This is a genomic window from Cytobacillus firmus NBRC 15306 (assembly GCF_001591465.1).
Classification (GTDB): domain Bacteria; phylum Bacillota; class Bacilli; order Bacillales; family Cytobacillaceae; genus Cytobacillus; species Cytobacillus firmus.
The window spans coordinates 1-11,920 of the sequence record NZ_BCUY01000098.1 but is presented as its reverse complement, the minus strand read 5'-3'; the positions used below and the strand labels follow the sequence as shown (position 1 = coordinate 11,920).

Genomic DNA, 11,920 nt, shown 5'->3' with positions numbered 1-11,920 from the left:
GGGTCGAAACAAATAATAAAATATCACCGAGCCGCCCTTTTATTAAGTAGCTGCCCTTGAGCCCAAAATAGGCACCCGTAAGGAGTAATACCGTTAAAACATACAAAAACAGCCAAAAGGTGCTCTTTATAGTCAATGGCGATTCAGAATTATAAAATAGATAGACCTGCAATCCGACAAAAAAGATTAATGAACTTATAATGGCCATCATAATAAAGCTCTGCACAAACCAATACCTGATTCCGCTTTTTTTCATCTTATACCCCTATACTTTATCGATCCGGATGGATCCAATTTTTACTTGTACAGCGATTTTCAGCTTTCTGGAAGCTTCATCATAACCAGGTGACTTATAATGAAGACTGCGGTTGATGTCACCTGTCTTTTGATCAAAAATGCGGATGTCTCCTATATTAATATTTGACTGGATCATCACCGGAATGTTTTCGGGGATGATCATTTTCACATCGCCAATCCACCCTCTCACAATGACAGGCGTCTCTTTCTCCGGGATGAAAGCTTTGCTGAAATCGATAAAATAATCACCGATCATTGTATATAAATCCATCGGCTCGAGAGACCAATTCGGCTGTTTAAAATCCACATCGCCAATTGAAAAGCCTCTTATATTTTTAAGCGGCTGAGGGCTTTCATATTTTGAGATATTAATAACTTTTTTCTCCGCTGCACCTTTGTCTCTCCCATAGATATCTGCCGGAAAATCCTGTTCAAAATGTATCTTTAAACGATCTTTTTTCAAAAGAATATTAATGCCGATAAAAATAAGAAACAGGGGCCAGAGTTTCCAGATTTCCATAAACCTGAATTCAATTACTCCGAGACGATCAAGGATTAATAGCATTGAAAAGACAATTAGAAATAACCCGGGAAACATCCCGCTCCGGCTATTCTTCAGTATGTATGACAAAAGATAATAACACCCGGCAGCCAATAGGATAAAGGGGTAAATTACGACAAATACCTCTTTTATTTCCAAGGAAATGACACCTATGTTCATAAGAAGAAGCACAACTCCAACAGCTGATAAAGTTATCGCGAAAATTATTTGATTAACTGACCTGTATCTCATAGGCTTTCCTTCCCTCTTTTCTCCTATCTTGTATTCGCTGATGCAGAATCATTTTCCTCCTGTACATTCATTTTAACAGTCAGCAGTTCTATGGAATCCTCCCCCGGTGTGTTTCAGCCTCCTCCTCCGGACTGATTCAATTTATATCACCAATTATTTCTTTCCATCATATTCTGTACTACATTCCGAATCGGGTGATTCGCCTAAATCGGCGCTTCTCTAATGGAATTTAGAAAGGGGGAAAATCAAGTGGGAGTTGAGCTGACAGCCATCCATTGGATATATGTTCTTTTTATTGTCTTCATCATCGGCTTCATGGTTATGAAGAGAGATACAACGATCGTCTGTATTGCGGGCATCTTTTTAATTGCCATTACAGCTACCGGCTCCTTAAGCGGTTCAATCAGCAGTATTTTTACCAGTTTTATATTTGCGATAACAGAACTTCTTTCCACTATACTGGTCATTTCCATTATAGTGGCCATGAGCCGGACACTGACCACAACCGGAATTAATGATGTCATGATCTCTCCTTTTACCAGGTTAATCAGAACACCGGCACTTGCCTACTGGACGATCGGAATTTTGATGATGGTCATCTCCTGGTTTTTTTGGCCATCTCCTGCTGTTGCCTTAATGGGGGCCGTCCTTCTTCCCGTAGCCATCCGGGTAGGATTACCTGCTCTGGGTGTGGCAATGGCCATGAACCTGTTCGGTCATGGCATCGCACTATCCGGAGATTTTATAATCCAGGCTGCCCCGAAGTTAACTGCCGACGCAGCCGGTCTTCCTGTAGGCGAGGTCATATCAGCCAGTGTTCCGCTTGTTATTATTATGGGTGCAGTTACGACTATTACCGCTTTTTACCTTATCAAGAGAGATATGAAAAGCGGCAAGCTGACTGCAGATACTGGGCTTACTGGGGACACACCAGCTGAACTGCAGGCTGATGCCAGTCAAAAACATCTGCTTTCACTTAAACAAAAACGTTTTTTTGCGTTATTAATTCCCATCTTATTTGCTGCTGATGTAGCAGCCATGTTTGCGTTAGACCTTCAGGGCGGTGACGCAACAGCTTTAGTAGGCGGTACATCGATATTTATTCTCCTGCTGATCACGCTCGCTGCCCATCGTAATAGGGGCCTTGAAAAAACTACAGCCTATTTAGTTGAAGGCTTCCAGTTTGGATTTAGAGTATTTGGCCCTGTCATTCCAATTGCAGCTTTCTTTTATCTGGGGGACGCTGGATTTTCTCAGATGATCGGTGACTTTTTGCCAAAGGGTTCGCATGGAATTGTTAATGATCTTGGAGTGGGGCTGGCATCTGTTGTCCCTTTAAGCAAAGAGGTAGGCGCCATTACACTGACTGTCGTTGGAGCCATTACGGGGCTTGATGGATCCGGCTTTTCCGGCATCTCACTTGCCGGCTCCATTGCAAATCTATTTGCGACAGCTATCGGCACAGGTGCTGCAACCTTAACAGCTCTCGGGCAGGTAGCTGCCATCTGGGTAGGCGGTGGTACACTGGTTCCCTGGGCCCTTATTCCTGCAGCCGCAATCTGTAATGTAGATGCTTTTGAACTGGCTCGCCGGAACCTGCTTCCGGTCACAATTGGCTTAATTGTAACAACTATTGCAGCCATGTTCCTCATTTAATAGAAGCAAAAGAGACTATCGGGGGATAGTCTCCTTTGCTTCTATACTGATTCCCCCTCATATGAATTTCTTCTGAATATTGACTTTAAGGCCGCGTAAAGGGAAATGGAAATGAATACCCAAATATAGCCTGCTGCAAATCCTGCTGCAATATCAGACGGATAATGTACACCCATCACGATCCGGCTGATCCCCATTAAAAAAATCCAGATGCCTGCTATAATTGCCGTGATCCATTTCGCTGACGATTTCTTCAGCTCGGTAATGATAAAATAGGCTAATAACGTATATAGAATCATCCCAATCATCGCGTGTCCGCTCGGAAAGCTGAGACTCGCCACATCAACAAGATGCTCCTGATCAGGGCGCGGCCTTCCAACAGCCTCTTTAAGCCACTTATTTACTTCATTTCCCGCTGCAACAGCAAAAACAACAGCTGCCATCGCCTCATAATTCCTATACTTGAGCCAAAGCAGCGCTAAGAAAGCCATTGTAATAATCCCTATACCGGTTTTACTCCCCATATTGTCCATGGCTTCAAAAAACGGATGGGTGCTTTCTGAAAATAATCCTGTAAAGAATTTTGACAAATAACGGTCAAAAACAAGAGTTTGTCCGTTAGTAACAGCAACAAGAAAATATAGAAAAATGGATGCCGATACAGCCAGGAAAAAATAGGTCCATTTAGATTTAAGTGTTTCCAATCTTACTAATACCTCCCATTTTGATCTTAATTTATATTATCATCCCTACTTTACTTTTATTATGTTAAGTTTGCATAAAAAAACATTTTCCCCTTTATCCCATTAAAGAATGTTATAATAATGGAAAAATTACATCGATAGGAGAGGAAATCATGTCTGAATCACTATTTAAAAAACTGGAAAGCTATTACGATGAAATGGTCTCCATCCGGCGCTATCTTCATCAGAATCCTGAAGTATCTTTTAAGGAAGAAAAGACCGCTCACTATATCAAAACCTTTTATGAAAACCTGGGGATCGAAGTCCGGAGCCATGTAGGGGGAAATGGAGTGGTTGCAAGGATTCATGGCAGCAAACCAGGAAAGACCATCGCTTTAAGAGCCGATTTTGATGCACTTCCTATCCAGGATGAAAAGGATGTCCCATATAAATCATTGGTCCCTGGGGTAATGCATGCTTGCGGACATGATGGACATACGGCAACTTTACTTGTACTGGCGAAGGCACTAAATGAACTTCGCGATGAATTAGAAGGTACATATGTAATGATTCACCAGCACGCCGAGGAATATGCTCCGGGCGGAGCGATTTCGATGATCGAAGATGGCTGCCTTGAGGGTGTCGATGCCATTTTTGGAACACACCTGTGGGCATCAGAACCAACAGGAAAGATCCAATATCGGGTTGGCCCAATTATGGCGGCAGCAGACAGGTTTGAAGTTACCATCCAAGGAAAAGGCGGGCACGGGGCACAGCCTCACAAAACGAAAGATGCGATTGTAACTGCCTCCCAGCTGGTTGTCCATCTTCAGCAAATCGTCAGCAGAAAAGTAAACCCAATCGATTCTGCCGTTGTAACAGTTGGTTCCTTTGTAGCTGATAACGCATTTAATGTAATTGCTGATAGAGCAAAATTGATCGGTACTGTCCGCACATTTAACGAGGACGTCCGCACTAATATCGAAGAGGAAATCGAGCGCATTGTCAAAGGAACATGCTACACAGCAGACAGTGACTATGAGTATCAGTTCCATAGAGGCTACCCTGCTGTTGTCAATCATAAAAGGGAAACCGAATACCTGGCTGAACTGGCAGGAAAAATTGATGAAGTCAGATGGGCAGAAGAGACAGACCCTGAAATGGGCGGTGAAGATTTCGCATACTATCTGCAGCATGTGAAAGGCACCTTCTTCTTTACCGGGGCAAGACCTGAAAATACATCAGAGAATTACCCGCACCATCATCCAAAGTTTGATATAGATGAGAAAGCCATGCTGATCGCAGCCAAAACATTGGGAGCAGCCGCTTTAAATTATCATAGCTATCAGGAAAACAAGGATACTGTTGAGGTAGGATAGCAAGGAGAAAGTCCAAAAAAAACGGCCCCAAGCCTAATCAGGCCTCGGGGCTGTTTTTAATATCCGCAGACGGTAAGCATTTTTAGCGGTTTCTCCTAAGTGGTCAAGCAAATTATAGTTCGCATACGCCCCGACAGCAGCACCTATTCCCGGCACCAGCTGGAGCATTTTAACAAAGTCGATATAATCCCGGTATTCCTGCTGAAATGCCTTCCAGTCCATGTCAGCCATTGTTTCTTTCCTGTCATCCCATTCTTCAATCAGCTTTAGTGTTTCTTTCCTTTTATCATCACTGGAAAATGCGAGCTGAAAGACATGGAGGAGAAACAGGCGCTCTTCATAATCTTTTGTATCAAATCCATATATGGAGGCAGATTCAAAAAGAAATTTCATCTTAATGCTCAGCAGCAAGGGAAAATCAGCAATGCCAAGGAGTATTCCCCCTGCCCCGGTTCCGGCACCTTCGACAGCAGCTGTTTTGCGGTAAGTCGAAATCTTTTCTTCCAGCATGAGATCCATGTTTTCAAGGCTGCGGCCGGCAGATTGTTTTTTTCTGGTGAGTGCATTCGATCCAACCAAAGTGGCCTTTACCATATTCTTAATGCTGTCAGTGATAATTTGATGAGCTTTTTCAGGTATTATACTATTTACCTTTGTCTGAGCTTTTTTGGAAAGGCGATTCAGCATGCTGGAACGCTTGTTGATCCGTCTCTTCCATTCTTCAATTTCATAAAAAGCCTTTAATTCATACTCCATCATTTTTCCTACCTGCCTTTTTTCAGGATGACTCTATATACGCACAAAAGACAGCAATGGTTTCATTTTAAGCACGGCTGCCTGCCAGCCGTTTCTGAATATAGATATGAGTATATACATATGCAAATAAAACTCCAACGGCTAAAGCCAAAAGCGAAGCCAGCCATCCGCCATTTGCCAGTACAGCAAGCGATAATAAGAGTGCCTGAACATAAAGTATTCCTGTCAGCAGCTGTTTAAAGGCCTTCTCCTGTATATCCTCTTTAACCGGATATAAATTCACCCACAGCTTATCCTGATGGTGATTCCATAGCGGCAGCAGCTGAAATCCGGTTAAGTACATGAATAACGGCACAAGCAGGATTTGTCCCATTCCATACGAAATCAAATAAATTGCTCCAGCACCAATCAGAGTTAAACGAATGAATAAACCGAAGTAATCACCGGAACGGAGAAATGTACGGACATAAAGGTTTTTAAAAGTTGCATCCTGTTTGAATGGAATTCCTGAAAGCAGCCAATCAAGCCACTTCCGTCTTTTTACGCGGTCTTTCAGCTTTGGAACATCTGTAAACATATTGGCCAGCCTGTAGAAGGAGGTCATTCTTCGCTCTTCCTGATCAATCAAATATTCCCATTTCAGCCCTTTATCCCTGGATTTCATGGTAAAGAACAAATACAGCAGGATCAGCAGCACACCTGCTGCCAGCATAAAAATGGGGGAAGCGCCGCTAAATAGAAAATATAGAAGCACAGCGTTAACAGCATAACGGACAAATGTATCCAATACATGTACGCTTGTTTCGATATAATATTGTATCTTCCAGCGTATCAGCAAATTGATCATTTTTAGCATCAGCAGGATCAGCAGAAATGGTAAAAACACTTTAAAATTGCCATCATTCACCGCTGCATATAAGGGCAATAAAACTCCAAGCCCCATAACAAGGAGATATGCATGCACAAAAAAGCTGACTGCCATCGAACGTCTGAAATACCCTGAAAGCCTGTCTTCAAGCGGCAGCAGAAAAATTTTGTCCGCTTCAGAAAAGAATGTATAAATTGGGCTGTAGGTAACCAGAAGAGCTAAGATGATTGCTATAACCGCTGCAGCAGGAAAATCACCGGGCAGGGTTTTTATCCACTCCTGATAATAAAAAGCTGCAGTTCCCAGAAGAAACACCATGACAATGACAATATGGCCATTAAAGATATAACGGAGATAGCGGGAAAGCTCTTTGACTGTTCTCCCGAACCTCTCCTTCCATAATTGTTTTTCATCAAACATAATCTTCTTCCTTTGTGAGCTGGATATATAAATCATCGAGGGTTGCTCCCGGCATTGCAAATTGCTTCTGCAGCTCCGCTAAAGTTCCCTTCGCCCTTACTTTGCCTTCATGTAAAATCACAAAACGATCACAATACCTTTCAGCGGTTGCCAGGATATGGGTGGACATAAGAATGCCGGCACCGCTCTCTTTCATTTTCTTCATCAAATCGAGAAGTGACTGAATGCCAAGCGGGTCCAGACCAACAAATGGTTCATCAACAATGTATAATGACGGCTGTACTAAAAAAGCGCACATGATCATTACTTTCTGCTTCATCCCTTTAGAAAAATGAGCTGGAAACCATTTCAGTCTTTTTTCCATTCTGAATTCCTTCAGCAGTGTTTCCACTCTTTGTTTATACTCTGTTTCAGGCAGACCGTATGCCATGGCTGTAATACGCAAATGCTCTTCAAGTGTAAGTTCATCATACAAAATCGGGGTTTCCGGAACAAAAGTGAATTGCTTGCGATATCCTTCCTTATCCTTAAGGAATTGCATGCCATTGATCGTTATTTCTCCCTCCTTCGGTTCCATTAAGCCAATTACATGTTTGATGGTCGTACTTTTTCCGGCTCCATTAAGGCCAATCAGGCCGACGATTTCACTTTCACCCACTTCAAAGGAGACATTCTTTAAGACCGGGTTTCTCGTATAGCCGCCGGTAACGTTTTTAATTTCAAGCAGCGCCATTCTCAACGTCCTTCCTACTATGTATAAGTCCATTGTAAAAAAAGCCAAAGTAAATTGTCCAGTTTAGACAAAATTCCTGTATATAAATTACGGGACGGGACATTCTAATCTATGAAGGGGAAACAAGTCATTTGAACATCATTCAGATGATCAAAACTTGAAATGAGGTGTCTGTCGCAGACAGTTTCCTTTCAGTATAAGCTTCAAACGTTCCTAATAAGGGGATGGTTGCATTGCACATGAAACCTGATGATCTTAAACACTTGATCGCTTTACCCGTAAGTGGTCACTAAGTCATTTTTTAAATGAGGTGTTTGTTAAAGACTATCATCCATGCTTTATACGCCTATAAAAGCATATAAAGAAAATAAGGGGATGGTCCGGTTGAACAAAGATCGATTTTCTCTAGATATGAACACAATTCATTCATAAATGAGGTGTTTGTTAAAGAGAATTTACCTGAAATAGAAACGTACCAATAGAAGCTTCCCCTTCACGAAGGCAGGATTCCAAGCGGATCCTGCCTTTTAATTTTATTAATAGAACAATGCAATAATCCTTCCCCTTTTGCTTTTTTGTTTTTTGACGGATATGGTAGAATTGTGAAAAAGATATTTGGTTAGGAGCTGAAATAATGAACGATTGTATCTTCTGTAAAATAATCAATGGCAAGATTCCTTCAGCCAAGGTTTTTGAAAACGAGCATGTGATGGCATTTCTGGACATAAGCCAGGTCACAAAAGGGCATACACTAGTCATTCCGAAAGTACATAAAGAAAACTTATATGAAATGGATGCTGAAACAGCCCGGAACTATTTCGAAGCTGTTCCAGAGATTGCCAGAGCCATCAAGGCCGAATTTGATCCAATTGGCTTGAATTTAATTAATAACAACGGTGAACACGCCGGACAGACCGTTTTCCATTTCCACTCCCACCTTATTCCCCGTTATGGTGACGGAGATGGCTTAGGGGTTGTGTGGAAATCACATCAATCTGATTATTCAGCTTCAGATCTTAAGGAAATCTCTGATGCCATAAAAAAGCATCTGTAACCCTCTGATCCTCCTGTTTCTGCAGGGGGAATTTTTTTTGCCTATTTTATCTCTAATTTTTCAAAATGTTCATTTTTTTCTCTGTACAAATCAGTAAATTTTGTTAACATATTAACTATCTTTATTTCTTCACAGCGTTATAGTGAATTAATTTTATTTTTGGAGGGAGAAAAATGTACCGTGCTCTAAATTTTAATGCAGGTCCCGCGGCCCTGCCGGAAGAGGTATTAAAAGAAGCGGAAAAGAGTTTGCTGAACTTCGGCAATACAGGAATGGGCATAATGGAGCTGAGCCATAGAAGCAAGGAATATCAGGCAGTACATGATCAGGCAATCACACGCTTAAGAAGACTGCTGGCCATCCCGGATGACTTTGAGGTGCTTTTTATCCAAGGCGGCGCAAGTCTCCAGTTTTCCATGGTGCCGATGAACCTGCTGGGAAAAGACCAGGCAGCCCATTATGTTCTAAGCGGTTCCTGGTCGGAGAAAGCTTTAAAAGAAGCAGATAAAATTGGCGAAACCGTCATTTCTGCCTCCAGCAAGGATCAAAAATACAGCTTTATCCCCAAATACAGTCAAGATGAAATTCCGGACAATGCTGCCTATCTTCATATTACCAGCAACAATACAATCTATGGCACACAACGGCAAAGCTTTCCTTCAAATAAAAAAACACCGGTAGTAGCAGATATGTCAAGCGATATTTTAAGCCGTCCTTTGAAAGTAGACCAATTTGATTTAATCTATGCCGGTGCCCAGAAAAATCTCGGCCCTTCCGGTGTAACAGTAGTCATTATCCGAAAAGAACTATTAAAAAGATCATCGGAAATGCTCCCTGTAATGCTGAATTACAATACATTTGCCAATAATAACTCTTTATATAACACACCCCCTACTCTTTCAATCTATTTGCTGTCTCTTGTGCTCCAATGGGCAGAGCAGATAGGCGGCCTTGAGCAGATCGAAAAGGCCAATGAGATGAAGGCAAAAATGCTTTATGATGTTATTGATGAAAGCGAAGGCTTTTACATAGGGCATGCCCATAAAAACAGCCGGTCCCGTATGAATGTCACTTTTAATCTTCAAAGCGAGGATCTCTCCAGGGAATTTCAGAAACAGGCAAAAGAAGCAGGGTTCGTCGGGCTTGGCGGACATCGTTCTATCGGGGGGTGCCGCGCATCTATTTACAATGCTGTGCCAGAACACCATGTTGAAAAGCTGGCCGCATTTATGAAAGCTTTTAAAAATAATAATTAAAAAATATAACACCTTTGAATTCCTGTGATATATGTTATAATGAGTTAAAGTTTTTCGCTGCAGGCAAAGAGTGCACTGCAGGAGAGACGACAGAGCTTAGTCAGAGAATAGCAGAGGAGAGATGAGAAATGAATACAAAAAATTTAGTGGCCTTATCCCTATTGGTCGGGATGGGCGCAGTGCTTCATGCCGTTGTTCCAGGGTTCTTCCTCGGAATGAAACCGGACATGATGCTAACCATGATGTTTTTAGGCATAATCCTTTTTCCAGACACCAGAAGCGTTTTGCTTTTAGGTTTAGTTACAGGCCTGATTTCCGGATTTACCACAACCTTTCCTGGAGGATTAATCCCGAATATCATTGATAAGCCTGTTACTGCATTCACCTTTTTCGCATTGTTCCTGATCGTAAAGAAATTCAGGAAGAATATCGTCAGCGCAGCTGTCTTAACAGCAGCAGGAACAATCGTATCCGGAATTGTGTTTTTAACTTCTGCATACCTGATTGTCGGACTGCCGGGACCTTTCACAGCATTATTTGCAGCAGTTGTACTTCCTGCAGCTGCAGTTAACACGGCTGCAATGGTAATCCTTTATCCTGTAGCACAATCAATCGCAAACAGAACCAAGCTGACTCAGCAGACGATCAGCCAATAATTATACAGAAAAGCCCGCAAATAAGCGGGCTTTTTTATTTTGGAATTTTTTAGAAACTGCCGACAATCAGACCCAGCAAGAACAAAAACGCCCCGCCTGCTGCCAAAGCAGCTGCCCTTTTTTTCAGAACATACTTCGGAGGATAGACTCCGGGTTTCTTTATTGAAAGGAAAAAATGAATACCTCCTAAAAACAGCACTACACTTAATGCAAAAATTCCAGCCGCTGCTCCGGACAACCTGCCTCCCCCTTTCGCAAAATATCCTTCTACTGAATTGTATGCCTGTTTGCCAGGAGCTATGAGGATATGGTTTACCCTTATGTATTTTGTGATATAGATATAGATAGAACACTTATCACTTTCAGCTTTAGAAAAATAAATATTGTAGTAAAATAGACATATAAATAAGATTTTGAGGTGATGGTTATGAAAGCCAAATCGTTATTGCTTGGACTATTAGCTGGCGGTGCTGCAGCCGGCATATCCACACTATTAACTGTACCTGCTTCAGGAAGAGATACCAGACAGCAGTTAAAAGAAAATACAAATCTTCTGAAAGAGCAGCTTTTAGAATTAAAATCCGAATTGATGGCCATAAAGGAATCAGCTTTATTTGCTTCTAAGGAAGGTAAAACAGCCTTTAAGGAATTCTCAAGCGACATCAAATATTCAATCAGCAATTGGAAAAACGAGATCCTTCCCCATCAGCACAGGCTGCAGCGGGAATTGCAGGAAATTGAAGCAGCCATACACGAACTTGAAACAAATATAAATAAATAGTAAATAAATAATCCTTCTTTTTTCTTTAGTTAAAAAGGAGGATTATTTTATTTTTGAACGAAAACTAATATATTATTAAAATGCTTGAAAATTTTTTAAAACTTTAAATTGGCTCTCATCCCTTGACCTTAAGCCTTTTATAGAAATATTTGATTATATTTCTAAAAATTTTGTAAATTTATATCTTTATTAATTTTTGTTTTATTGGCATAATGATACTATAAAAGAAAAATGAACTTCCAACCGTTTGGTCAGGAATAATTAATTTTACAAAGTAGGTGAACTTTTGAATGTCGGACAAAGCAATTTCTATAAAGGAAGCAATGATTTTCAGCCAGCGAGTGGCACAGCTGAGTAAAGCCCTGTGGAAGTCTATAGAAAAAGATTGGCAGCAATGGATAAAACCCTACGATTTAAACATTAATGAACATCATATTTTATGGATTGCCTATCATTTAAACGGAGCATCGATTTCCGATGTTGCCAAGTTTGGTGTAATGCATGTCTCTACTGCATTCAACTTCTCCAAAAAGCTCGAAGAACGGGGTTTTCTCCAATTCTCTAAGAAAGAAAGCGATAAAAGAAATC

At 41.3% G+C, this 11,920-nt stretch carries 13 protein-coding genes and 1 pseudogene; 7 read left to right on the top strand and 7 right to left on the bottom strand.

What is annotated here, in order from left to right:
- Together BFI01S_RS23810 and liaF are read right to left on the bottom strand one after the other, a co-directional pair.
- Positions 1-256, bottom strand: a pseudogene (locus tag BFI01S_RS23810) (sensor histidine kinase); the annotation flags it as partial.
- Between the two features lie 9 nt (positions 257-265).
- On the bottom strand, positions 266-1,090 hold the full coding sequence (gene liaF / locus BFI01S_RS19025) for a cell wall-active antibiotics response protein LiaF (RefSeq protein WP_061794009.1): 825 nt from the start codon (positions 1,088-1,090) through the stop codon (positions 266-268).
- Positions 1,091-1,339: 249 nt separating this feature from the next.
- Between liaF and BFI01S_RS19020 the strand changes: the two genes are divergently transcribed.
- On the top strand, positions 1,340-2,746 hold the full coding sequence (locus BFI01S_RS19020; RefSeq protein WP_061794008.1) for a hypothetical protein: 1,407 nt from the start codon (positions 1,340-1,342) through the stop codon (positions 2,744-2,746).
- A gap of 41 nt (positions 2,747-2,787) precedes the next feature.
- Here the strand turns inward: BFI01S_RS19020 and BFI01S_RS19015 are convergent, their stop codons facing one another.
- The gene (locus BFI01S_RS19015) at positions 2,788-3,450 is read right to left on the bottom strand and encodes a phosphatase PAP2 family protein (protein ID WP_061794007.1); all 663 of its coding nucleotides are present in this window, start codon (positions 3,448-3,450) and stop codon (positions 2,788-2,790) included.
- Positions 3,451-3,602: 152 nt separating this feature from the next.
- On the opposite strand from BFI01S_RS19015, the gene BFI01S_RS19010 reads away from it, so the two are divergent.
- A complete protein-coding gene (locus tag BFI01S_RS19010) occupies positions 3,603-4,808 on the top strand; it encodes a M20 family metallopeptidase (protein WP_061794006.1) in 1,206 nt (401 codons plus the stop codon).
- 33 nt (positions 4,809-4,841) lie between these two features.
- On the opposite strand, the gene BFI01S_RS19005 is transcribed toward BFI01S_RS19010, so the two are convergent.
- The 3 genes from BFI01S_RS19005 to BFI01S_RS18995 form a co-directional block, all read right to left on the bottom strand.
- A complete protein-coding gene (locus tag BFI01S_RS19005) occupies positions 4,842-5,567 on the bottom strand; it encodes an EcsC family protein (RefSeq protein WP_061794005.1) in 726 nt (241 codons plus the stop codon).
- A gap of 64 nt (positions 5,568-5,631) precedes the next feature.
- A complete protein-coding gene (locus BFI01S_RS19000) occupies positions 5,632-6,852 on the bottom strand; it encodes an ABC transporter permease (RefSeq protein ID WP_061794004.1) in 1,221 nt (406 codons plus the stop codon).
- Positions 6,845-7,585 carry an ABC transporter ATP-binding protein gene (locus tag BFI01S_RS18995; RefSeq protein WP_061794003.1) on the bottom strand — a complete coding sequence of 247 codons (741 nt, stop codon included), beginning with the start codon at positions 7,583-7,585 and terminating at the stop codon, positions 6,845-6,847. Before BFI01S_RS18995 ends, BFI01S_RS19000 begins: the two co-directional genes overlap by 8 nt.
- 634 nt (positions 7,586-8,219) lie before the next feature.
- Between BFI01S_RS18995 and BFI01S_RS18990 the strand changes: the two genes are divergently transcribed.
- From BFI01S_RS18990 to BFI01S_RS18980, 3 genes are all read left to right on the top strand, one after another.
- Positions 8,220-8,639, top strand: a complete 420-nt coding sequence (locus BFI01S_RS18990; protein WP_061794002.1) for an HIT family protein — start codon at positions 8,220-8,222, stop codon at positions 8,637-8,639.
- A gap of 173 nt (positions 8,640-8,812) precedes the next feature.
- Positions 8,813-9,895, top strand: a complete 1,083-nt coding sequence (gene serC / locus BFI01S_RS18985) for a 3-phosphoserine/phosphohydroxythreonine transaminase (protein WP_061794001.1) — start codon at positions 8,813-8,815, stop codon at positions 9,893-9,895.
- Positions 9,896-10,023: 128 nt separating this feature from the next.
- Positions 10,024-10,551 (top strand): tryptophan transporter, encoded by a 528-nt coding sequence (locus BFI01S_RS18980; RefSeq protein WP_061794000.1) that lies wholly within the window; start codon positions 10,024-10,026, stop codon positions 10,549-10,551.
- A gap of 49 nt (positions 10,552-10,600) precedes the next feature.
- Here BFI01S_RS18980 and yhzF read toward each other — a convergent pair whose 3' ends face one another.
- Positions 10,601-10,789: a membrane protein YhzF gene (gene yhzF / locus BFI01S_RS18975; RefSeq protein ID WP_035326942.1), complete on the bottom strand. Its 189-nt coding sequence runs from the start codon at positions 10,787-10,789 to the stop codon at positions 10,601-10,603.
- Positions 10,790-10,978: 189 nt separating this feature from the next.
- On the opposite strand from yhzF, the gene BFI01S_RS18970 reads away from it, so the two are divergent.
- Positions 10,979-11,332: a YtxH domain-containing protein gene (locus tag BFI01S_RS18970; RefSeq protein ID WP_061793999.1), complete on the top strand. Its 354-nt coding sequence runs from the start codon at positions 10,979-10,981 to the stop codon at positions 11,330-11,332.
- 290 nt (positions 11,333-11,622) lie between these two features.
- On the top strand, positions 11,623-11,920 hold a 298-nt coding region (locus BFI01S_RS18965; RefSeq protein WP_156478353.1), incomplete at its 3' end, for an HTH-type transcriptional regulator Hpr.